This is a genomic window from Ferranicluibacter rubi, from assembly GCF_011603255.1.
In the GTDB taxonomy this organism is placed as follows: Bacteria; Pseudomonadota; Alphaproteobacteria; order Rhizobiales; family Rhizobiaceae; genus Ferranicluibacter; species Ferranicluibacter rubi.
This window is the reverse complement of record NZ_JAANCM010000002.1, coordinates 104,259-126,017: the sequence shown is the minus strand read 5'-3', so window position 1 is coordinate 126,017 and position 21,759 is coordinate 104,259. Positions and strand designations below refer to the sequence as shown.

Sequence of the window (21,759 nt, the reverse complement as noted above, 5' to 3'; positions counted from 1 at the left end):
AACTCGACCCGTCCCCCAACACCTTACCGAATGCGGGGCAGCTGCTCCCACTGGTGGAACGGCGGCGGCGACGAGAGCTGCCATTCGAGGGTGTTGGCGCCCTCGCCCCACGGATTGTCGCCGGCAACGCGCTTCTTGGAGAAAGCTTCCCAGACGCCGAAGAGGAAGATCAGCACGCCGACAGCCGAGATGTAAGAGCCGATCGAGGAAACGAAGTTCCAGCCGGCGAAGGCATCGGGATAGTCGATATAGCGGCGCGGCATGCCGGCGAGGCCGAGGAAATGCTGCGGGAAGAACACCAGATTGACGCCGATAAACATGACCCAGAAGTGAAGCTTGCCGATGAACTCGTTGTACATGTAGCCGCTCATCTTCGGGAACCAGTAGTACCAGCCGGCGAAGATCGCGAAAACGGCGCCCAGCGACAGGACGTAATGGAAGTGGGCGACGACGTAGTAGGTGTCGTGCAGGGCACGGTCGAGACCGGCATTGGCAAGCTGGACGCCTGTGACGCCGCCGACCGTGAACAGGAAGATGAAGCCGATCGCCCAGACCATGGGCGTCGCGAAGCGGATGGAACCGCCCCACATCGTCGCGATCCAGGAGAAGATCTTCACGCCTGTGGGAATGGCGATGACCATAGTGGCGAACACGAAGTAGCGCTGCGTGTCGAGCGACATGCCGACCGTGTACATGTGGTGCGCCCAGACGATGAAGCCGACGGCGCCGATCGCCACCATCGCATAGGCCATGCCGAGATAGCCGAAGATCGGCTTGCGCGAGAAGGTCGAGACGATGTGGCTGATGATGCCGAAGCCGGGCAGGATCAGGATGTACACTTCCGGGTGGCCGAAGAACCAGAACAGGTGCTGGAACAGGATCGGGTCGCCGCCGCCTTCCGGCGCGAAGAAGGACGTGCCGAAGTTGCGGTCCGTCAGCAGCATGGTGATGCCGCCGGCGAGAACCGGCAGAGACAGGAGCAGAAGGAAGGCGGTGATCAGCACCGACCAGGCAAACAGCGGCATCTTGTGCAGCGTCATGCCGGGTGCGCGCATGTTGAGAATAGTGGTGATGAAGTTGATCGCGCCGAGGATCGAGGACGCACCGGCGATGTGCAGGCCGAGAATCACGAGATCCATCGCCGGCCCCGGTTGTCCGGATGTCGAGAACGGCGGATAAATCGTCCAGCCCCCGCCCGCGCCATAGCCGCCGGCCGGACCTTCCACGAACATGGAGAGGAGCACGAGCAGGAAGGCCGGGATGATCAGCCAGAAGGAGATGTTGTTCATGCGCGGGAAGGCCATGTCCGGTGCACCGATCATGATCGGCACCATCCAGTTGGCGAACCCGCCGATCATCGCCGGCATGACCATGAAGAAGATCATGATCAGCGCATGCGCGGTCGTGAACACGTTGTACATATGCTTGCCGCCGTCGATGGCGGCATCGCCCTCGAAGCCGTAGACCATGGACGCCAGGCCGTGGAAGATCTGGATGCCCGGCTCCTGCAGCTCGGCGCGCATGAAGACCGATAGCGTGCCGCCGATGATGCCCGCGAAGATCGCGAAGATCAGGTAGAGCGTGCCGATATCCTTGTGGTTGGTGGACAGGAACCAGCGCTGGAAGAAGGTCAGCGGCTTGTGGGCGTGATCGTCATGCGCGTGGTCGCGCGAATGATCGTGCCCGTTGGAATGATCGTGAAGGTGATCGGTGTGCGCGGTTGTTCCGGCCATTGTTCTCAAGCTCCCCGAATTACTGTGCTGCGGCGGTGGCGACGTCGGTCGTCTTCACCGCATCGACGGAGGCCATGAGGGCCTTGTTGGCATCGCCGACATTGGCGGCAGCGGCGGTCAGCCAGGTGTCGTACTGCTGCTGGCTGACGACGCGGATGGCGATCGGCATATAGGCATGATCCTTGCCGCAGAGCTCGGAACACTGGCCGTAATAGAGACCTTCGCGGTCGGCCTTGAACCAGGTCTCGTTGAGACGGCCGGGCACGGCATCGATCTTGACGCCGAAGGCCGGCATGGCGAAGGCGTGGATGACGTCGGCAGCGGTCACGAGCACGCGCACCGTCTTGCCGACGGGCACGACGACTTCGTTGTCGACGGCCAGCAGGCGCGGATAGGCATTCTTGTCTTCCTTGCCGAGCGATGCCCGGTCTTCTTCCTTCATCAGCAGGCTGTCGAAGGAGAGCGGGCTTTCGCCGACTTCATATTCGTAGGACCAGTACCACTGGTTGCCCGTAGCCTTGAGGGTAAGGTCCGGATTGGCGGGCGGGGTCAGCTGCGCGGTCAGAAGCTGGAACGAGGGAATGGCCAGGAACAGAAGGATCACGACGGGACCGACGGTCCAGGCGATCTCGATGGCCGTGTTGTGGCTGGTGCGCGAGGGAACCGGGTTCACCTTTTCGCGGAACTTGACGACCACGACGACCAGCAGCGCCAGCACGAACAGCGTGATCGGAATGATGAACCACAGCGTGTAATGCTCGAACCAGGTGACCTCTTCCATGATGCCGGTTGCGGCCGCCTGGAAATTGGTCTGCCAGTTGACGGGCTTGTCCGCGAGCGCAGTGCCCGCGGAAAGCAGACAGCTTGCCGCCGTCACACATGCCGCGAGACCCGCAAAAGCCTTGTTTCTCACCATTCGTAATTCCCCTCTCCATCCCGCTTTCGCCGGATCGAACAATCTCCGCCCTCTACAGCGCTTCAAACCACAGTTTGACCAGTGCCGCAACATCTGTCCATGCGTCCCGGCAAACGGCCTGCTCCTCGCTTACAGAATGCCACAGAACGACGGTTGCCGCCACCATGGCGCACACCGTCTCCATGCGGCATTTCGCGCCAGCGTCGGGCAGCATTTCGCGCGGAGGTGGACAGGGTGCATGTCCGCGGGATAGATGATGCCGCAGACGTGATGTGAGCGGAGAAAGGCCGGAAATCCGGGTCGTATTTCCGCCACACCACCCTTCGATAGAACGTCGCCTGCCTTTGACATGTGTCTTTGGTCTTCGATGGAACGGGTTCGGCCTTCGACGGGATACCGGAGAAGACGGACGGCACGAGACGTCACGCGCCCCTCCAGGGGTTTTCATTTCCGGGCCGGCTCTTCAAGAATAGCCGGACTGATTCGGTATTTTGAGGTTTTCATGGGCCTGTCCCTGTTTCTACGCCCGTCGATCATCGGAGCCGCTCTCGCTCTGGCGCTTTTGCCCGTCGCGGCTGTCGCACAGCAGCAGACGCCTGCGGCCCCCGGCACTGTGAAGTCCAATCATGGCGCATGGTCCATCGTCTGCGACCAGCCGGCCGGCGCTTCGGCCGAACAATGCGCACTGATGCAGAACGTGATCGCCGAGGACCGGCCGGAAGTCGGCCTGTCGGTGGTGGTGCTGAAGACCGCGGACCGCAAGGCAAAGATCCTGCGCGTTCTCGCGCCGCTCGGCGTGCTGCTGCCGAACGGCCTCGGGCTGAACGTCGACGGCAAGGATATCGGCCGGGCTTACTTCGTGCGCTGCTTCTCCGACGGCTGCTATGCCGAAGTGGTGCTAGAGGAGGAGCTTCTGAAGACCTTCCGCTCGGGCGCGACGGCAACCTTCATCGTGTTTCAGTCGCCGGAAGAGGGCATTGGCATTCCCGTCGATCTCAAGGGATTTGGCGAGGGGTATGACGCGCTGCCGTGAGGATTTCGTAGGTTTGTGAAGACGTAAGAGAGAAAGGCCCTCTCTGCCCTGCCGGGCATCTCCCCCACAAAGGGGGAGAGGACTCGCGGATCGCGCGCAGCGTCTCCCTCAAACGTCTCTTAAAGAGGCGAGCGGCCAGCCCCTAGTCTTCTCCCCCCTTGTGGGGGAGATGGCCGGCAGGCCAGAGAGGGTTTTCCTCTTTGACCAAATGCGCGCACCCCAAAGATGCCTTGCCCCTCCCCCGGCGCGTGCCTACATAGCGGCTTCACCTTTCTGACGGAGTGCCAGACATGAACACCGACCTCATCACCCTGTTCGACGGCGACGAGGCGGCGGTGCGGCGCATTCTTGCCGAGACGCTGCAGGGCGCCGACGACGGCGAGTTGTTCATGGAACACATTCAGTCGGAATCGCTGTCCTTCGACAATGGCCGCCTGAAGGGCGGCAGCTTCAATACGGACCAGGGTTTTGGCCTGCGGGCCGTGGCGGGTGAAGCGGTCGGTTACGCCCATTCCGGCGATCTGTCGCTCGCGGCGCTGAAGCGCGCGTCGGATGCGGTTTCCGCCGTGACGCGCGGCTATGCCGGCACCTATGCGGCGGCCCCCCAGAAGACCAACCGCAAGCTTTATGGCGACGAAAATCCGATCGGCGAGCCGAGCTTCGAGGCGAAGGTGGCATTGCTGTCGGAGATCGACGCCTATGTCAGGGCGAAGGATCCGAAGGTCCGGCAGGTCACGGCGTCCATTGCCGCCAGCTGGCAGGTGGTCGATATCCTGCGCGCCGATGGCGAGCATGTGCAGGACATCCGGCCAATGACGCGGGTCAATGTTTCCGTCGTCGTCGGCGACGGCGACAAACAGGAGAGCGGCTCCTACGGCTTTGGCGGGCGGCGCGGCTTCGGGGATCTGATCACGGGCGAGACCTGGCGCCACGGGGCCGACGAGGCGCTGCGGCAGGCGCTCGTCAATCTCGAGGCGATCGACACGCCGGCCGGCACCATGGATGTGGTGCTGTCGTCGGGATGGCCGGGCGTGATGCTGCACGAGGCCGTCGGCCATGGGCTCGAGGGCGACTTCAATCGCAAGAAGACCTCCGCCTTCGCCGGCCTGATCGGCGAGCAGGTGGCGGCCAAGGGTGTGACGGTGGTGGATGATGGGACGATCGAATCCCGCCGGGGATCGCTGACCGTGGACGACGAAGGCACGCCGTCGGCCTACAACGTGCTGATCGACGACGGAAAGCTGGTCGGCTACATGCAGGACCGGCAGAATGCCCGCCTGATGGGCATGAAGGCCACCGGCAACGGGCGGCGCGAATCCTACTCCCACGTGCCGATGCCGCGCATGACCAACACCTATATGCTGGCCGGCGACAAGACGCCGGAAGAAATCATCGCATCGGTCAAACGAGGCATCTATGCCGTGTCGTTCGGCGGCGGCCAGGTGGACATCACCTCCGGCAAGTTCGTGTTCGGCTGCACCGAGGCCTATCTCATCGAGAACGGCAAGGTCGGCGCACCGGTGAAGGGCGCCATGCTGATCGGCAACGGCCCGGACGCCATGAAGCGCATCACCATGATCGGCAATGATATGCAGCTCGACACCGGCATGGGCAATTGCGGCAAGGGCGGACAGTGGGTGCCCGTGGGCGTCGGCCAGCCGCACCTGCGCATGAACGACATGACCGTCGGCGGCACGCAGGCCTGATTCGGCCGCACCTTTCTCATCCGGCTAAAAAAGCGTTTCATTTCAGGCGGAAGGCTCAGCCTTCTCGCCTAATCTCGCGGAACTTTTCTCTCTTCGCCTCGTTGACGGTGGTCAAAGCCGGACACTGCGTCCGGACATAGAAGGAGAGACATCATGGGACGCGGAATTCTACTCTGGCTGCTGGGGATTCCGATCCCGATCATCATCCTCATCATGCTGTTCGTGCGCTAGGAGACCCGGATGGCAAAGCCCCTCTCCGCCGCCATTCCCGCGGCGGCGGCCTCCGTATCCTCGGCCGAATCCGCAAAATCCGCCGTCAGCTGGGGCGCCATCTTCGCGGGCGCCGTGGCTGCATCGGCGCTCACCCTGCTTCTCACCCTTCTCGGCTCCGGTCTCGGCCTTAGCCTTGCATCACCCTTCGGCAGCGATGGCCCGTCGGTCACGACGTTTGCAGTCTCGGCTGCCGTTTGGCTCGTCATCGTGCAGTGGCTGTCCTCGGCCTTCGGTGGCTACATGACCGGTCGCCTGCGGACGAAGTGGAGCGGCGTTCACAATGACGAAGCGTTCTTCCGCGACACCGCGCACGGCATTCTTGCCTGGGCAATCGCAACGCTGGTCGCTGCAGGCCTGCTCGGCTCCGTCGTATCCTCGACCATCGGCACCGGCGTGCAGGCTGCGGCTTCGCTGACCGGGACGGCTGTGGCCACCACGGCAGGCGCTGCGGCCACCTCCGACAGCGCCGGCAATGCGACGTCCTACTTCGTCGATACGCTGCTGCGCCCGGCCGATCCGCGCACCGCGCAGTCAGGCCCGAACGGCACGGATGCGACCTCCGAGGTCTCGCGCATCCTGATGAACGGCGCGACGACCGGCACCATCCCGGAAGGTGATCGGACGTATCTGTCGCAGCTGATCGCAGCCCGCACCGGCCTGTCGGAAGCGGACGCCAACAGCCGTGTCGATAGCGTGCTGAAGAGCATCGAAGACGCGAAGACCGCAGCGACCGACGCCGCAGAGACGGCCCGCAAGGCCAGCGCCACCACCGCCCTCATCGGCGCCATGTCGCTCCTCATCGGCGCCATCTGCGCCGGCATCGGAGCAGCGCTCGGCGGTCGCCAGCGCGACGACGACAACCTTTATATCCGTAGCTGAGTTTCGCGCGGAGATGACGATGGAGCGGGCCGCGAAAGCGGCCCGTTTTCGTGTGGGTGATGGGGAGATGCGGATAAGTCCACGCGGAAGACGCCGGAAGTCCGGATTAAGCCTTGCCGCTCAGTCCGCGACCCGAATGTCGAACAGAGCATCACCTTTCAGGGTATTGCTGACGGTGCAGATCTCTTCCGCCGCCTCCGCCAGATGCCGGCGCGTGTCTACATCCAGATCGCCCGTGAACGTGAACACGATGTCGAATCGGATGATTCTGCTCGGTTCGTCCTTGGTTTTCTCGCCCGTGACATCTGCCTGAATGTCGGTAATCCCGGCGAGGATGCCCATGCGGCTGGCGGCGATGCGGGCGCTGAGCACGAGGCAGGCGGAGAGCGAGGCGTAGAGGAGATCGATGGGGTTGAAGCCGGGTTGCGAAGCGCCGGTGACGATGTCGAGCGTGCCGCCCGTGACGCTGGTCAGATGTGGGAAACCTGTGCGCCCGACGGTTGCGGTCACGCCCGTCGGGCGGGTGCGGACCTTCAGTGGCGGCGCACCACCGCCCGTCATGCCTTCTTCTCCCATCGCCCCTCGCTGCTCTGCTGCCAGTAGGTCAGCGCGTGGCCCTCCCCCTTCAGCCGCTTCCACTGGGCGCGTGCACCTTCGAGCTGTGGCTGGTCGTAGCCATCGAACATGAAGACGACGCGGTCGTAAGATGCGAGATCGGGGGGAACGGCACCGTCCACGAGAAAACGGACGGTCGCGTTGTTGGCGTTGCCGGCGCCCGTGGTCAGCAGTACCGGCTGATTTTCCGGCAAGACGGCCGCATGTGGGCCGTCATCGGTCGCGTGCGGGAGAAAACTGTCCTCCCGCCAGGTCCAGAGGTGATCGTCCAGCCTGTCGCGCCGTTCCTCGTCGGCCGTCTGGACGACGACCCGCCAGCCGCGCTCGACACTCTTGTCGACCAGCGGCGGCAGGGCATCCTCCAGCTTCGATTCGGTCAGGTGATAGAACAGGATGTCCGTCACGTCGGGCTCATGCCTTTCAAAAATCGCCTCAGCTCTCGTAGCGGGCGCGCACGAGCTCGTTCAGCAGGCGGACGCCGTAGCCGGACGCCCAGGACTGGTTGATCTCGTCGTTCGGCGAGCCCATGGCCGTGCCGGCGATGTCGAGATGTGCCCAGGGCGTATCCTTGACGAAGCGCTTGAGGAACTGCGCCGCGGTGATCGAGCCGGCGTGCCGGCCGCCGGTGTTCTTCATATCGGCGAACTTGCTGTCTATCATCTTGTCGTATTCCGGACCGAGCGGCATGCGCCAGACGCGCTCCTGCGTCACGAGACCCGCCTGCGTGATCTCGCCGGCGAGCGTGTCGTCGTTGCAGAACAGGCCGGCCTGGTGGCCGCCGAGCGCCACGAGGATCGCGCCGGTCAGCGTGGCGAGGTTGATCATGAAGCGCGGCTGGAAACGCTCGTTGCAGTACCAGAGCGCATCGCAGAGCACGAGGCGGCCTTCGGCATCGGTGTTGATGATCTCGATCGTCTGCCCCGACATGGAGGTGACGATATCGCCCGGACGATAGGCATTGCCATCCGGCATGTTTTCCACGAGGCCGATGATGCCGACGACGTTGGCCTTGGCCTTGCGCGCCGCGAGCACGTGCATGAGACCGGTCACGGCAGCGGCTCCGCCCATGTCGCCCTTCATGTCCTCCATGCCGGCACCGGGCTTGATCGAGATGCCACCCGAATCGAACACGACGCCCTTGCCGATAAAGGCGACGGGCTTGTCCTTTTTCGCGCCGCCGTTCCAGCGCATCACCACAAGGCGTGGCGGACGGGCGGAGCCTTGCGCGACGCTCAAAAGCGCGCCCATGCCCAGGTCCTTCATTTCGCTCTCGCCGAGGATCTCGACCTCGACGCCGAGGTCCTCGAGCGCCTTGGCCTTGGCGGCGAACTCGATCGGACCGAGCACGTTCGGCGGCTCGTTGACGAGGTCGCGGGCGATGAACACGCCTTCGGAGACGGCTTCCGACAGCGCCAGTCCCTTCTTGGCCTCGTCGGCGATCGCGGTGATGATCGTCACCTTCGTGCGCTGCGGCGTCGGCTCCTCATCCGGCTTCTTCTTGGTCTTGTAGCTGTCGAAGCGGTAGGCGTTCAGCTCCATGCCGAGCGCGAAATCGGCGGCCGCGCGCGGCGTGATCTCGACGCCGGGCGCGTCCAGGAACACGGTGGCGTCGCCTGCGCCGCGCAGCTTCGCCGCGGCCGTGCCGCCGGCCTTCAGCCAGTCATGCGCCGTCTGCGCCTTGGGATCGCCGAGGCCGAGGAGGAAGATGCGGTCAGCAGGCGAGCCTTCCGGCGCGAGAATGTCGAGCGTCGAGAGGGCGCGCGCCTTGAATTTTCCGGCCTTGGCCGCGCGGGCGATGACGCCTGAGGGATCGACCGTCGCCGCCCCTGCCGCCTCGTGCTCGGCAGCCACCAGGCACAGGACCGTGCCTTCCGTCTTCTTGCGCTGCGCCTTGAAGACAATCTCGAACATTCCGGCCATTTTCGCTCCGATCCTTCCGCCGCCCGGACGCTTGGCCGGGCACCGTCTTTAAAGCATGTTTTTCCACAGGCACGACGTCGTCAACCGTTCATCGCGTCTTCGTTACCGACGTAGCGTGACGGGACGCAAACGCCAAGCAAAACCCGCGGGCCATTCGCTCCTCTCCTCGTCCCGGGCCGGAAAATGACCATTCGACCTCGGTCGTGCCATCGGATCGATGCGTCACCAAAAAGACACCAAATGGGAAAATCTAGGCGTCGATGACAGCCTGAGCGTTGCGGGCCCTCAGTAACTTGGCTACTGCGATACCGATGATGATCAAAGCCCAACAGCGCTCGTGCGCCAGAGCAGCCCGCCGGACGGTTCCGTCCGCGCCCGCATGCGCCCGGAACAGGCTGAGATGACCATTCTCCAAAGCTATATTCTCCGACGTGTCGTCCAGATGTTCCTGTCGGCACTGCTGCCGGTTCTCGGCATCATCTGGACGACGCAGGCGTTGCAGCGCATCAATCTGGTGACCGATACCGGTCAGTCGATCGGTGCCTTCGTGCAGCTTGCGACGCTCATTCTGCCGACCGTCATCCCGCTCGTCCTGCCCTTCGCGCTCGCCATCGGCATCACGCAGGCCTTGGCGACGATGAACAACGATTCGGAACTGACGGTGATCGAATCGGCGGGTGGCAGCCGCGGGATCATCCTGCGGCCGATTCTCGGCCTGGCCCTTGCCGTCAGTGCGGTGTCCTTCACCGTGGACAATTTTCTGGAGCCGGTGGTGCGCCAGGAAGTGCGCCAGATGATCGCGAGCGCCAATGCCGACCTTCTCTCTTCGGTCGTGCAGGAGAACACCTTCCGCAAAATCGCCGACGGCCTCTACATCCAGATCGGCGGCCGGCGCGGCGGCGGCGTTCTCACCGGCATCTTCGTCGGCGATTCGCGCGATCCGAACGTCGAGTTCGTCTATTATGCCCGCGAGGGTGCTGTGGATGAGAAGAGCTCGGCCCTGGTGATGAAGGATGGCGAAGTCCACCGGAAGCTGCCGGACGGCGGTGTCTCCATCATCAAGTTCGACAGCTACGCCTTCGACCTGACCGAGATGACCCGCAAGGTGGGTGCTGCAACCCTGCGCGCCCAGGACCAGGATCTCTTCACCCTCCTCCACCCGGACCCCGAAGACAGCAACTACCAGCGCCGTCCCCAGACCTACGTCGCCGAGCTGCATCGCCGGCTGACGGAGTGGACGTTCCCGATCATCTTCGCGCTCATCGGCCTCGTCGTCAGCAGCGACGCACGCTCGCACCGCGAAGCCCGCCTGCACCCGACGGCAACCGCCCTGCTTTTGATGCTGCTCTTCCGCTGGATGACCTTCTATGCGGCGAACGGGGCGGAGGAAGAACAGTTCTTCGTGCCGCTGATGTACGTCATTCCCGCCATCACGACGTTCCTGTGCATTCGCCAGCTCGCGAGCAACAAGCGGCTTGTCATTCCCCGGACCCTCCAGGAGAAGTTCGCCGACCTGACCGGCCGGATTCGCCTGCTGCGTTTCGGCAATTCCGACCGGGAGGCGCGCTGATCCGATGAGCACGCTCAAGATCTACTTCTTTCGCCGGTTCATGGTGACGATCGGCTGGTTCCTTATCGGTGTGTTCTCGCTCGTCTTCATCATCGATTTCAGCGAACTCTCCAACCGCATGTCGAACCTGCCGGGCTACTCTCTCGGCGGTGCGCTGCTGATGACCGCCATGCGCATTCCCATGATCATGCAGCAGACCGTGCCCTTCATCGCGCTGTTTGCCGGCATGGTGACGCTGATCGCGCTCAATCGCCGCTACGAGCTGGTGGTGACGCGGGCGGCGGGCATTTCGGCCTGGCAGTTTCTGCAGCCCTTCGTGCTCGGCGCCCTGCTGTTCGGCGCGCTTGCGGTCGCCATTCTCAACCCGATCGCCGCCTGGGGTTCGCGCAGTGCCGAGCTTCTGGAGACCAACTGGGGCAGCTCGTCGTCGCGCGGCTCCAAGACCATTCCGTGGCTGCGCCAGATCTATGGTGACGACGACAGCATCATCGGCGCGCGCGCCGTGCAGGACGATGGCCGGACGCTCGTCACCGTCACCGTGATCCACCTCGACAAGCAGGGCCGCATCGTCTTCCGGCAGGATGCGCAGAACGCAAAACTCGAAGATGGTTACTGGTTGCTGAACGGGGTGACCGAGACCCGCAACGGCGTGCTGCCGAAGCGTTTCGAAACGGCACGGTTGCCGACCAATCTCCGTGCGGAATTCGTTCAGGAATCGCTCGACAAAGCTGAATCCATTCCGTTTTTCGAGCTTCCCCATAAAATTTCGATCGCGAAATCCTTCGGGTTTCCGACCTACGGCATGCAGACCCAGCTTCATTCGCTGTTGTCCCTGCCGCTTCTTCTCGTCGCCATGACGCTGATTGCCGCAAGCGTGTCGCTGAAATTCAGCCGCTTCCACCAATCGCGCTCGGTAATTCTCGGTGGAATCCTGGCAGGCTTCGTGCTTTATGTCGTGACCGTGCTGGTCAGAGCATTCGGGAGCAGCGGCATCTTGCCTCCGTTCGTTGCAGCCTGGTTGCCGGTTGTTGTCGCGATGGCGCTGGGGTCCACGATTTTGTTGCATCAGGAGGATGGCTAGTGGCGGGCTGTGACCGCAATCATACAAGGCTACTGGCGGCCATACTGCTTTCCAGCGTTGCATGCCTTTCCGTATCCCCCGGCACGTCCGGTTCGGCCTTCGCTCAGTCGGCGCCGACGACGCTTGCGCCGAAACTGCCCGACGACGCCAAGATGGTGCTTTCGGCCAACGAGCTCGTGTACAATCGCGACGCCGAACGCGTCATCGTGCGCGGCGCCGTGCAGATCAATTATGGCGGCTACCAGATGGTCGCCCAGCAGGTTGAATACAGCCAGAAGACCGGCCGAATCGTTGCGACCGGCCAGATCGAACTGATCGAGCCGACCGGCAACAAGATCTATGCCGAGAAGATGGACGTCACCGACAATTTCGCCGATGGCTTCATCGAGACGATGCGTGTCGAGACGACCGACCTGACCAAGCTTGCCGCCGTCAACGGCGAGCGGCGCAATGGCGACGAGATCATTCTGAACCAGGCGGTCTACACGGCCTGCACGCCGTGCGCGACCAATCCGGACTACCGCTCGCTCTGGCACATCAAGGCGCAGCGCATCATCCAGAACGGCAAGACGCACACCGTGCGGCTGGAGAACGCCCGCTTCGAATTGTTCGGCAAGCCGATCCTGTACCTGCCGGTGCTGGAGGTTCCCGACGGCACGGTGAAGCGCAAGAGCGGCTTCCTGTTCCCGCGGTTCCGCTACACGCAGAAGCTGGGTGCGGGCGTCAGCGTTCCCTATTACTGGGCGATCTCGCCCACCATGGACGCGACCGTGACGGCGACCGGGCTGACGCGCCAGGGCTTCCTGCTGGAAGGCGAATTCCGCCAGCGCTTCGAGACCGGGCAGCACGTCCTGCGCATGGCGGGCATCAGCCAGATGGACCGCAGCTCGTTTACGGACGGCACCGTGGACGCGAAGGAAACGGAACGCGGCCTCATCGGTTCACGCGCCGACTTCAAGATCAATCCGCGCTGGTCGTTCGGCTGGGATGTCCTCGTCCAGAGCGACAACAACTTCGCCAAGACGTATGAGCTCTCGACGTTCGACGGCACGACGCATACGAACCAGGCCTATCTGACGGGTCTCGGCAAGCGCAATTATTTCGACCTGCGCGCCTTCTACTTCGATATTCAGGATGCCGATCCGGACAGCGTGGCCGAAAACAAGCAGGCCTATGCGCAGGTCCTCGACTATGACTATACGGCGCCGCAGGCGGTTGCCGGTGGCGAGCTTTCTGCGACCGTCAACCTGACCAACGTCAACCGCAACCGCGAGGACTCCGTCGACGTGTTCGGCGTCGACCGGTTCCGTGGTCTCGAAGGCACGGCGCATCGCCTGACGGCGGAAGCCGAGTGGAAGAAGACCTTCATCGTGCCCGGCGGCCTGTCGCTGACACCGCTTCTGGCAGCACGCGGCGATATTCTCGGGCTGACGATGGACAATCCCGGTCCGACCTATACCGGTGACTATAACGGCGACGACACCTCGACGCGCGGCATGGCGACGGCCGGGCTCGAGGCGCGCTATCCGATCCTGATGGCGACCGCCAACAGCAGTCACATCTTCGAGCCGATCGCGCAGGTCTATGTTCGTCCGGACGAGAGCAATCCGGGTAGCCTGCCGAACGAGGACGCACAGAGCTTCGTGTTCGATGCGACCAACCTGTTCGAGCGTGACAAGTTTTCGGGCTTCGACCGCATCGAGGGCGGCTCGCGCGCCAATCTCGGCATGCGCTACACGGGCACGCTCGGCAATGGCTACGGTGTTCGCAGCATCGTCGGCCAGTCCTTCCATCTCGGCGGCGTCAATTCCTTCGCAACCGACGATCTCGTGAAGGTGGGCGCCGATTCGGGCCTTGAAAGCGACCGGTCGGACTATGTCGGCATGTTCGGCATCGATGCGCCCTCCGGGCTGACGGCCAGCCTCAGCGGCCGGCTGGACGAAGAGGATTTCGACCTGCGCCGGACGGACTTCTCGGTCGGCTACGAAGGCATCGCCTGGCAGACGGCCATCACCTATACCAGCATCAAGGCGCAGCCGACCTACGGTTCGCCCTACGATCAGGACGAAATCCAGACGGCGGCCGCCTGGCGGTTCCGCGAGTACTGGTCGGTGTTCGGCTCTGTCACCTACGACATCAACAACAGTCTCGTCACCCGCAACGGCCTCGGCGTCACCTATGACGATCAGGACACGCTGTTCTCGCTCGTCTACAAGAACGAGCGCGACCCGGACCAGTCTCTGGCCAATGACTGGTCGATCGGTGCGCGGATCTCCTTCCGCACATTGGGTGACATCAATGTCGGCGACAGCTCGTTCAACGCGCTGGACTGACCGCGGTCGTCGTGACGGAAAACAGGCTTGTGTGCGCGGTCTCGCGCCCACGCTCAGTGATATCGAGGGCTTGTCATCATTCGGCCGCATGGTTTATGCATCCAGCGGGAAACAGGCGCAGCCGCAGGCTTGGCGCTTCATGGAGCGTTGCGAGCCCGTTGAAATGTGCGGCTTGCTCTGAAGGGGATGTCTGATGGGCAACGGAACCGTGCAAAAGCGATCTTCACTGCGAGTGGCGGCAGGTATTCTGCGTGCGGGCCTCTTGGCCGGCGCGCTCTGCTTGCCGACCACGCTGCCCGCTGCCGCAGCGGGTGCGGGCACCGCAGTCGCCGTCGTCGTCAACGGCACGCCGATCACGACCGGTGACATCGCCAAGCGTGCGGCCTTCCTCAAGCTGCAGCGGCAGAGCTCGGCCGGCGCACGCGAGCAGATGATCGATGAAGTGCTGAAGCGCGCCGAAGTGCTGCGCCTCCAGCAGTCCGTCAGCACCGAAGATGTGGATGCGGCCGTTGCGCGATTTGCCGCCGGAAACAAGCTGTCCGTGGCGCAGCTCACCCAGGTTCTGGCCCAGGCCGGCGTCGGCATCGACCATTTCAAATCCTATGTCGCGATTTCCATGAGCTGGCCGCGGGCCGTGCGCCTGCGCTTCGGCAGCGGCGGCGGGCGTCTCTCCAACGAAGAGTTGGTGCGCCGCATGCAGGAGAATGGCGGCAACAAGCCGGTCACGACCGAGTACTTCCTTCAGCAGGTTATCTTCGTCGTTCCCGGCGCCAAGCGTAACGCCATCATGGGCAAGCGCCAGGCCGAAGCCAATGCCTCGCGCTCGGCCTATCCGGGCTGCGACGACGCCAAGACCTTTGCCGCAACCATGCGCGACGTTTCCATCCGCAATCTCGGCCGCATGATGGTACAGGAAATCCCCGAGGACTGGCGTCCGCTGGTTGAAAAGGCCGGCGACGGCAACACGACCGCGACCCGCGTAACCGAAAGGGGCGTCGAATATCTCGGCATCTGCAAGAAGCGGCAGGTTTCCGACGATCTGGCGGCCGAAGTCGTCTTCCGCGCCGAGGATCTCGGCAAGCAGAAGGGCGGCGAGGACCCGAACAGCGTGAAGTACATGGAAGAACTGCGCAAGCGCGCGCAGATCCTGGGGAAGTAACCGGACCATCATGACAGACGAGACCCGGGCGCCGCTTGCCCTGACCATGGGCGACCCGGCCGGTATCGGGCTCGACGTCACGCTGGACGCTTGGACGCACCGAGACGCGCTGGGGCTTGCTCCCTTTCTCTTCATCGGGGATCCCACGGTTCTTGCCGAACGGGCACGCCTGCTCGGCCTTGACGTGTCCATTGCCGAGGCAGACCACCGCTCGGCCGCAGGTATCTTTGCCACGAGCCTTCCCGTGCTCCCCATCGCCTGCCCGGCGCCCGTGATCGCGGGCCGTGCCGACAGCGCCAATGCGCCGGCGGTCATCGGGGCAATCCAGACGGCCGTACAGATGACGCTGGCCTCCCAGACGGCCGCTGTCGTCACCAACCCCATCGCCAAATCCGTGCTCTATGCAGCGGGCTTTCGTTTTCCCGGACATACCGAGTTCCTGGCAGAACTTGGCAGCGTCGCGCGCAACAAGCCGCTGCTGCCGATCATGATGCTCGCAGGCCCGAAACTTCGGGCCGTACCGGTAACGATCCATATTCCCCTCAAGGACGTGCCGGGTCTGCTGACAGCGGACCTCATCTACCGGACGGCCGTCATCACCGCAGCCGATCTCAAGGCCCGCTTCGGCATCGCCGCACCACGCCTTGCGATCGCCGGGCTCAACCCGCATGCCGGCGAGAGCGGCGCGCTGGGGCTTGAGGACGACGCCATCATCCGCCCCGTGGTCGAACGCCTTCAGGCCGAGGGGATCGACGCCGTCGGCCCCCTGCCCGCCGACACGATGTTCCACGACCGGGCGCGCGCCACCTACGACGTCGCGCTCTGCATGTATCACGATCAGGCGCTGATCCCCGCCAAGGCGCTGGGCTTCGACGACAGCGTCAACGTCACGCTCGGCCTGCCCTTCATCCGCACCTCGCCCGACCATGGCACTGCATTCGGCATCGCCGGGCAGCGGCTGGACGGACGCACGATCGCGCGTGTGGACAGCCTCGTTGCGGCGCTGCGCATGGCGCGCGAGCTTGCCGATACCGAGCGCGCCGACATCGAAAACGCCGGCATCGAGAGCGCCTCCTGATGGCCGCCATCGACGGACTGCCGCCGCTGCGCGACGTGATCCAGCGCCACGGGCTGGACGCCAAGAAGGCGCTCGGCCAGAACTTCCTCCTCGACCTCAACCTCACCCAGAAGATCGCGCGAACGGCGGGTCCGCTCGAAGATGCGACCGTCATCGAAGTGGGTCCCGGTCCCGGCGGGCTGACGCGCGCGATTCTGTCGCTCGGCGTCCGCAAGCTGATCGCCATCGAGCGCGACAGCCGCTGCCTGCCGGCGCTTGCCGAGATTTCCGATCATTATCCCGGTCGGCTGGAGGTCATCGAGGGGGATGCGCTGAAGGTCGATTTCGCGGAACTGGCGCGTGAGGCCAGCGCTAGAGGCCCGATCCGCATCATCGCCAACCTGCCTTACAACATCGGCACGCAGCTGCTCGTGAACTGGCTGACATCCGACGTCTGGCCGCCCTTCTACGCCTCGATGACGCTGATGTTCCAGCGCGAGGTGGGCCTGCGGATCGTGGCGGACGAGACGAACGACCACTACGGTCGGCTGGGCGTGCTCGCCGGCTGGCGCACCGAGGCACGCATGGCCTTCGACGTCCCCCCGCAAGCCTTCACGCCGCCACCCAAGGTCACCTCGACCGTCGTGCACCTGGAGCCGCGCGAAAACCCGATCCCTTGCCGGATCGAAGCACTGGAACGCGTGACGCAGGCCGCCTTCGGCCAGAGGCGCAAGATGCTGCGCCAGAGCGTCAAATCGCTTGGCGGGGAAACGCTGCTCGCCAAGGCGGAAATCGACCCGCAGCGGCGGGCCGAGACATTGTCGGTCGAGGAATTCTGCCGGTTGGCGAACTGTCTTTAAGCGCATTCGAGAAGCGCAATTCCCACGCCTCCGGTAGAGCGTTTAGACGAGCTTCGGCGTTTCCGTCAGCAAGCCCTGCACATACTCGAACAGGCCGGGGCGGCGGTCGCGGCGGAGGCGTTCGGCTTCGACGATGGCGCGGACGGCGGCGAAGGCTGTGTCAAGATCCTCGTTGACGACGATGTAGTCGTATTCCAGCCAGTGCTCGATTTCGGCGCGGGAATTGGCGAGGCGCGTGGCGATGACCTCGTCCGTATCCTCGGCGCGGCGGTGCAGGCGAGACTGAAGCTCTGCCATGGTTGGCGGCAGAATGAAGATCGAGACGACGTCGCCGGACATCTTGTCCTGAAGCTGCTGGGCGCCCTGCCAATCGATGTCGAACAGCATGTCGCGGCCTTCCGACATCGCCTCCTCCACCGCATCGCGCGGCGTGCCGTAGAAGTTGCCGTGAACCTCGGCCCATTCCAGCAGGGCTTCCGTCTGGCGCAGGCCCTCGAACTCGCGGATCGACTTGAAGTGATAGTGACGACCGTCGATCTCGCTCGGGCGGCGCTTGCGCGTGGTGACGCTGACGGAGATGCTCATCTCCGGATCGGCCTCCAGCAGGTTGCGGGCGATGGTGGACTTACCGGCGCCGGACGGCGAGGAGATGACAAGCATCAGGCCTCGGCGCGCAATCGTTGAAGCCTTCGTGGGTGTTTCGGCGGGTCTCATCATTACTCCAGATTCTGGACCTGTTCGCGGAACTGGTCGATGACGACCTTGAGGTCGACGCCTGCGGCCGTGACGGCGGCGGAGGTGGACTTCGAACAGATCGTATTGGTTTCCCGGTTAAATTCCTGGCAAAGAAAGTCGAGTTTGCGTCCGATGGGGCCGCCTTTCGACAGAAGCGCGCGAGCGGCCATAATATGCGCCCGCAGCCGATCGAGCTCCTCGCGGACATCGGCCTTGGCCGCCAGCAGCGCCGTTTCCGCATACAGGCGGTCGCGGTCGAGCGTGGCGGCATGGCTCGTCAGCCAGTCGATCTGCTGGACGAGCCTTGCGGTGATGGCCGAGGGGGTCCGCGACGGATCGGCCTCGATCGCGCTCAGCAGCGTCTCCATCTCGCCGATCTCCAGCAGGAGCACCTGTTCGAGCGCCGTGCCTTCGCTTTCGCGCATTGCGGCGAGATCGGCGAGTGCGAGGTCGAGCCCCGCGAGGACGGCCGTTTCCCGCGCCGTCTTGTCGGCCTCGCTCTCTTCCGGCTCCTTGAAGTCGATGACGCCGCGGATGGCAAGCAGCGTGTCGAGCTTCAGCGGCGCGGGGTCGATCACATCGCGCAATTGCTCGCGCAGCGACAGGACGGAGGCGAGCGCCGTCTGGTTGATGGTCGTCTGGATTTGCGTTTCCCCGGCATTGAGGCTGAGGCCGACCTGCATGTTGCCGCGCGAGAAGCGAGCGGCGATCCGTCGCCGGATATCGGCATCGAGCGCTTCGAGCCCACCGGGTAGGCGCAGCTTCAGGTCGAGACCCTTGCCGTTGACCGAGCGCAATTCCCAGGCCCAGCGGCTGCGGCCGGACGTACCCTCGCGGCGGGCAAATCCCGTCATGGACTGCAAGGGCATGGGGGGGGGGACTCCTTGGGGATAAGCGAGCGTTCTGTTTAAGGCTGCAACGACTGCGCCCGCAAGGCCTATTGCGAAAGCGGGCCCGGCCCCGACGCGTCATCCACAAGGTGACGTTCCGGGGCCGGGTTAAAGGTAAGGCTTGGAAGGCCTGGGGGAGACTCAGTTCTGGACAGGCGCCTCTGCGGCGTCTGCCGGTGGAGCTGCCGCGCCGGCCGCCTTGGCGGCGCTGGCCTTCTCCGCTTCCAGCTTGCGCCAGCGGCGGACATTGGCGTTGTGATCGTCGAGCGTGGTCGCAAAGACGTGGCCGCCCGTGCCATCCGCTACGAAGTAGAGATCGGCGGTGCGCGAGGGATTGGCGACAGCCTCCAGCGCGGCCCTGCCGGGATTGGCGATCGGCGTCGGGGGCAGACCCTTGATGACATAGGTGTTGTAAGGCGTCTTCTTTTCGAGATCGGAGCGCAGGATCGGGCGATCCGCCGGTTTCCCCTCGCCGCCAAAGATGCCGTAGATGATCGTCGGGTCGGACTGCAGCCGCATGCCCTTGTCGAGGCGGTTGAGGAAGACCGAGGCGACGCGCGAGCGCTCGTCGGCGATGCCGGTTTCCTTCTCCACGATCGAGGCGAGCGTGACGAACTCCTCCCGCGTCTTGATCGGCAGCTTCTCGTCGCGCTTCGCCCAGATCTGGTCAACGATGGTCTTCTGTGCGGCCGTCGCCTGGGCGACGATCTCGGCGCGCTTGGTGCCGCGCGAAAACTTGTAGGTATCCGGCCTCAACGTGCCCTCGGCCGGAAGGTTTGCCGGCAGGTCGCCTTCGAGGATCGGATCGTCCTGCAGCTTGCGGAACATCTGCTTAACGGTGAGCCCTTCGGGAAGGGACGCCGAATAGAGGATCGACTTGCCCGACTTCAGAAGCTCCATGATCTCCTGCATCGAGGCGCCCGCCTTGATCTCGTACTCGCCCGCCTTCAGGGTCTCGTCATCCAGATAGGCTTCCGACATGAAGCGGAAGACACGGCCGTCGGAGACGATCTGGTTGCGCTCCAGGCTCGAGGCAATCTCGGCAATACCGGCGCCGTTGCGCACGATGAAATTGCTGTTGGCGACAAGCGGTCCCCGTGCCTCGTAGGAGGTCATGGCGTAATAGGCCGTGCCTGCTGCCACCAGCGTCAGCACGACGATGACCGTCATCAGGAAGTTGAGGAAGATGACCACCTGGCTGCGCGCCTTGCGCGAGCGCTTGGGGGGCTGCGGAACCTTTTCCGGTCGCAGAGCCTCGATCGGCGATTTCGGAATGATCGGCCCCTTGGTGCCGCCCTCGTTCCGGCCGCTCGGAGCCGTGCTGTTTTCTTGTCCGTCGTTCACGCCTGTCCTGCATCCGGAGTTCGCAATCCTGCACGCCCCGCTTCCCGATGCGAACTCCGGAAGAGGTTCGGGACAGCGAAAAAACGATCGAGACAGGCCGCCAGCCTGACGGGGCCGCCGTGCGCGAGCGTGGCCACCCCTAGCATGTCTCTCGCCAAAAGACGACACCGACCTGCGGTGCTCTATTCTGGTGACCTGCCGCATTCGACCGAGCCCTTGAAGACGGCCGGTCGCGGTGGATCAGGGAGCTGTTTTGAGACGAGCAATGCGGCGAAAAACAGGACCGGATCGTTGGCACCGGACAATATCGTCCGGTGCCAACGATCGGTTTGCGATCACGTCTGCGCGAGGAGCCTCAGGCGTAACGCTGGATGACCAGCGTGGCATTGGTGCCGCCGAAGCCGAAGGAGTTCGACAGCGCGACATCGATTGTCTTCTTGCGCGCCGTATGCGGCACGAGATCGATGGCCGTCTCGACAGAAGGGTTGTCGAGATTGAGCGTCGGCGGCGCGATATTGTCGCGAATGGCGAGCGCGCAGAAGATCGCCTCGACAGAGCCGGCAGCCCCCAGCAGGTGCCCGATCGCCGACTTGGTCGAGGACATGGCGATGCCGGATGCACTGTCGCCAACGACCCGTTCGACGGCGCCAAGCTCGATCGTGTCGGCCATGGTCGAGGTGCCGTGGGCGTTGATGTAGTCGATATCGGAGGGCTGCAGGCCCGCGCGCTTCAGCGCCATCTTCATGCAGCGATAGGCCCCGTCGCCGTCCTCGGACGGCGCGGTGATGTGGAAGGCGTCGCCCGAGAGACCGTAGCCGACGATCTCGGCATAGATCTTCGCGCCGCGCGCTTTGGCGTGCTCGAGTTCTTCCAGAACGACGATGCCGGCCCCCTCGCCCATGACGAAGCCGTCACGGTCCTTGTCATAGGGGCGCGAGGCCTTGGTCGGATCGTCGTTGTGCTGGGTCGAGAGCGCCTTGCAGGCGGCGAAGCCGGCAAGCGCGATGCGGGAGATGGGAGATTCCGTGCCGCCAGCCACCATGACGTCGGCATCGCCGAGCGCAATCAGCCGGGAGGCATCGCCGATGGCGTGCGCGCCGGTCGAACAGGCGGTGACGACGGAGTGATTGGGGCCGCGCAGCTTGTGGCGGATCGAGACCTGGCCCGAGGCGAGGTTGATCAGGCGGCCGGGAATGAAGAAGGGGGAAACGCGGCGGGGGCCCTTGTCGCGCAGCGTGTAGCCGCCCTCGACGATGCCCTCGAGACCGCCGATGCCGGACCCGATCATCACGCCCGTGGCGATCTGGTCGTCGTCGGTCTTGGGGTGCCAGCCCGCGTCGTCCAGAGCCATATCGGCCGCAGCCATGGCATAGATGATGAAGGGATCGACCTTGCGCTGTTCCTTCGGTTCCATCCAGTCATCGGCATTGAACGTGCCGTTGGAACCATCGCCGAAGGGAATGCGGCAGGCGATCTTGGCGGGGAGATCCGAAACGTCGAACTCGGTGACGGTACGGGCGGCGTTGTCGCCGGCGATCAGTCTCGCCCAGCTGGCTTCCGTTCCGCAACCCAGCGGCGATACCATGCCGGTACCGGTGATAACGACACGTCTCATGAACCGCGATCCATCCTCGTAAGGTCTCGATATGCTCCGG

General features: G+C 64.0%; 18 protein-coding genes. 9 read left to right on the top strand and 9 right to left on the bottom strand.

Annotated features, from left to right (window positions below; genetic code table 11):
* Positions 1 to 23 precede the first annotated feature (23 nt).
* Together ctaD and coxB are read right to left on the bottom strand one after the other, a co-directional pair.
* Entirely contained in the window at positions 24 to 1,733 is a 1,710-nt protein-coding gene (gene ctaD / locus G8E10_RS04425) for a cytochrome c oxidase subunit I (protein WP_110799641.1), read from the bottom strand.
* A 19-nt stretch (positions 1,734 to 1,752) separates the two neighbouring features.
* Entirely contained in the window at positions 1,753 to 2,646 is an 894-nt protein-coding gene (gene coxB / locus G8E10_RS04420; RefSeq protein ID WP_132447225.1) for a cytochrome c oxidase subunit II, read from the bottom strand.
* Between the two features lie 505 nt (positions 2,647 to 3,151).
* Here coxB and G8E10_RS04415 point away from each other — a divergent pair.
* The 3 genes from G8E10_RS04415 to G8E10_RS04405 all read left to right on the top strand — a co-directional run bounded on the left by G8E10_RS04415 (position 3,152) and on the right by G8E10_RS04405 (position 6,540).
* Positions 3,152 to 3,682: an invasion associated locus B family protein gene (locus G8E10_RS04415; RefSeq protein ID WP_110799642.1), complete on the top strand. Its 531-nt coding sequence runs from the start codon at positions 3,152 to 3,154 to the stop codon at positions 3,680 to 3,682.
* A gap of 290 nt (positions 3,683 to 3,972) precedes the next feature.
* Positions 3,973 to 5,388: a metalloprotease TldD gene (gene tldD, locus G8E10_RS04410; RefSeq protein WP_167127347.1), complete on the top strand. Its 1,416-nt coding sequence runs from the start codon at positions 3,973 to 3,975 to the stop codon at positions 5,386 to 5,388.
* Between the two features lie 240 nt (positions 5,389 to 5,628).
* A complete protein-coding gene (locus tag G8E10_RS04405) occupies positions 5,629 to 6,540 on the top strand; it encodes a hypothetical protein (protein WP_167127344.1) in 912 nt (303 codons plus the stop codon).
* 120 nt (positions 6,541 to 6,660) lie between these two features.
* Here G8E10_RS04405 and G8E10_RS04400 read toward each other — a convergent pair whose 3' ends face one another.
* Genes G8E10_RS04400 through G8E10_RS04390 form a run of 3 tightly spaced genes read right to left on the bottom strand, consistent with a single transcriptional unit; the run spans position 6,661 to position 9,075 of the window.
* Complete coding sequence (locus G8E10_RS04400) at positions 6,661 to 7,101, bottom strand: OsmC family protein (RefSeq protein ID WP_167127341.1); 441 nt, start codon at positions 7,099 to 7,101, stop codon at positions 6,661 to 6,663.
* Positions 7,098 to 7,559, bottom strand: a complete 462-nt coding sequence (locus tag G8E10_RS04395) for a DNA polymerase III subunit chi (protein WP_167127338.1) — start codon at positions 7,557 to 7,559, stop codon at positions 7,098 to 7,100. Before G8E10_RS04395 ends, G8E10_RS04400 begins: the two co-directional genes overlap by 4 nt.
* Positions 7,560 to 7,587: 28 nt before the next feature.
* Entirely contained in the window at positions 7,588 to 9,075 is a 1,488-nt protein-coding gene (locus G8E10_RS04390; protein ID WP_132441051.1) for a leucyl aminopeptidase, read from the bottom strand.
* 400 nt (positions 9,076 to 9,475) lie between these two features.
* Here G8E10_RS04390 and lptF point away from each other — a divergent pair, with 400 nt between their 5' ends.
* From lptF to rsmA, 6 genes are all read left to right on the top strand, one after another.
* Positions 9,476 to 10,645 (top strand): LPS export ABC transporter permease LptF, encoded by a 1,170-nt coding sequence (gene lptF, locus G8E10_RS04385; RefSeq protein WP_132712999.1) that lies wholly within the window; start codon positions 9,476 to 9,478, stop codon positions 10,643 to 10,645.
* A 4-nt stretch (positions 10,646 to 10,649) separates the two neighbouring features.
* Positions 10,650 to 11,726 carry an LPS export ABC transporter permease LptG gene (lptG, locus tag G8E10_RS04380; RefSeq protein ID WP_110732622.1) on the top strand — a complete coding sequence of 359 codons (1,077 nt, stop codon included), beginning with the start codon at positions 10,650 to 10,652 and terminating at the stop codon, positions 11,724 to 11,726.
* A complete protein-coding gene (locus tag G8E10_RS04375) occupies positions 11,726 to 14,059 on the top strand; it encodes an LPS assembly protein LptD (RefSeq protein WP_167127335.1) in 2,334 nt (777 codons plus the stop codon). The genes lptG and G8E10_RS04375 overlap by 1 nt, the downstream gene beginning before the upstream one ends.
* Before the next feature lie 193 nt (positions 14,060 to 14,252).
* Positions 14,253 to 15,218 carry a peptidylprolyl isomerase gene (locus G8E10_RS04370; RefSeq protein ID WP_167127332.1) on the top strand — a complete coding sequence of 322 codons (966 nt, stop codon included), beginning with the start codon at positions 14,253 to 14,255 and terminating at the stop codon, positions 15,216 to 15,218.
* Positions 15,219 to 15,228: 10 nt separating this feature from the next.
* Entirely contained in the window at positions 15,229 to 16,296 is a 1,068-nt protein-coding gene (gene pdxA / locus G8E10_RS04365; RefSeq protein WP_167127329.1) for a 4-hydroxythreonine-4-phosphate dehydrogenase PdxA, read from the top strand.
* Entirely contained in the window at positions 16,296 to 17,135 is an 840-nt protein-coding gene (gene rsmA, locus G8E10_RS04360) for a 16S rRNA (adenine(1518)-N(6)/adenine(1519)-N(6))-dimethyltransferase RsmA (protein ID WP_167127325.1), read from the top strand. Before pdxA ends, rsmA begins: the two co-directional genes overlap by 1 nt.
* A 42-nt stretch (positions 17,136 to 17,177) precedes the next feature.
* On the opposite strand, the gene gmk is transcribed toward rsmA, so the two are convergent.
* From gmk to fabF, 4 genes are all read right to left on the bottom strand, one after another.
* A complete protein-coding gene (gmk, locus tag G8E10_RS04355; RefSeq protein ID WP_092933051.1) occupies positions 17,178 to 17,849 on the bottom strand; it encodes a guanylate kinase in 672 nt (223 codons plus the stop codon).
* Positions 17,850 to 17,851: 2 nt separating this feature from the next.
* The gene (locus tag G8E10_RS04350; RefSeq protein WP_167127322.1) at positions 17,852 to 18,739 is read right to left on the bottom strand and encodes a YicC/YloC family endoribonuclease; all 888 of its coding nucleotides are present in this window, start codon (positions 18,737 to 18,739) and stop codon (positions 17,852 to 17,854) included.
* A gap of 162 nt (positions 18,740 to 18,901) precedes the next feature.
* Positions 18,902 to 20,104 (bottom strand): endolytic transglycosylase MltG, encoded by a 1,203-nt coding sequence (gene mltG, locus G8E10_RS04345; RefSeq protein ID WP_167127319.1) that lies wholly within the window; start codon positions 20,102 to 20,104, stop codon positions 18,902 to 18,904.
* Positions 20,105 to 20,459: 355 nt separating this feature from the next.
* Positions 20,460 to 21,719 (bottom strand): beta-ketoacyl-ACP synthase II, encoded by a 1,260-nt coding sequence (gene fabF, locus G8E10_RS04340; RefSeq protein ID WP_110799654.1) that lies wholly within the window; start codon positions 21,717 to 21,719, stop codon positions 20,460 to 20,462.
* Positions 21,720 to 21,759 lie beyond the last annotated feature (40 nt).

Coding starts and splice junctions, on each gene's coding strand:
- fabF (WP_110799654.1), bottom strand. CDS start 21,719: ATGAGACGTGTCGTTATCACCGGTACCGGCATGGTATCGCCGCTGGGT.
- tldD (WP_167127347.1), top strand. CDS start 3,973: ATGAACACCGACCTCATCACCCTGTTCGACGGCGACGAGGCGGCGGTG.
- G8E10_RS04400 (WP_167127341.1), bottom strand. CDS start 7,101: ATGACGGGCGGTGGTGCGCCGCCACTGAAGGTCCGCACCCGCCCGACG.
- G8E10_RS04350 (WP_167127322.1), bottom strand. CDS start 18,739: ATGCCCTTGCAGTCCATGACGGGATTTGCCCGCCGCGAGGGTACGTCC.
- G8E10_RS04390 (WP_132441051.1), bottom strand. CDS start 9,075: ATGGCCGGAATGTTCGAGATTGTCTTCAAGGCGCAGCGCAAGAAGACG.
- gmk (WP_092933051.1), bottom strand. CDS start 17,849: ATGAGACCCGCCGAAACACCCACGAAGGCTTCAACGATTGCGCGCCGA.
- rsmA (WP_167127325.1), top strand. CDS start 16,296: ATGGCCGCCATCGACGGACTGCCGCCGCTGCGCGACGTGATCCAGCGC.
- lptF (WP_132712999.1), top strand. CDS start 9,476: ATGACCATTCTCCAAAGCTATATTCTCCGACGTGTCGTCCAGATGTTC.
- pdxA (WP_167127329.1), top strand. CDS start 15,229: ATGACAGACGAGACCCGGGCGCCGCTTGCCCTGACCATGGGCGACCCG.
- G8E10_RS04370 (WP_167127332.1), top strand. CDS start 14,253: ATGGGCAACGGAACCGTGCAAAAGCGATCTTCACTGCGAGTGGCGGCA.
- G8E10_RS04415 (WP_110799642.1), top strand. CDS start 3,152: ATGGGCCTGTCCCTGTTTCTACGCCCGTCGATCATCGGAGCCGCTCTC.
- G8E10_RS04405 (WP_167127344.1), top strand. CDS start 5,629: ATGGCAAAGCCCCTCTCCGCCGCCATTCCCGCGGCGGCGGCCTCCGTA.
- ctaD (WP_110799641.1), bottom strand. CDS start 1,733: ATGGCCGGAACAACCGCGCACACCGATCACCTTCACGATCATTCCAAC.
- lptG (WP_110732622.1), top strand. CDS start 10,650: ATGAGCACGCTCAAGATCTACTTCTTTCGCCGGTTCATGGTGACGATC.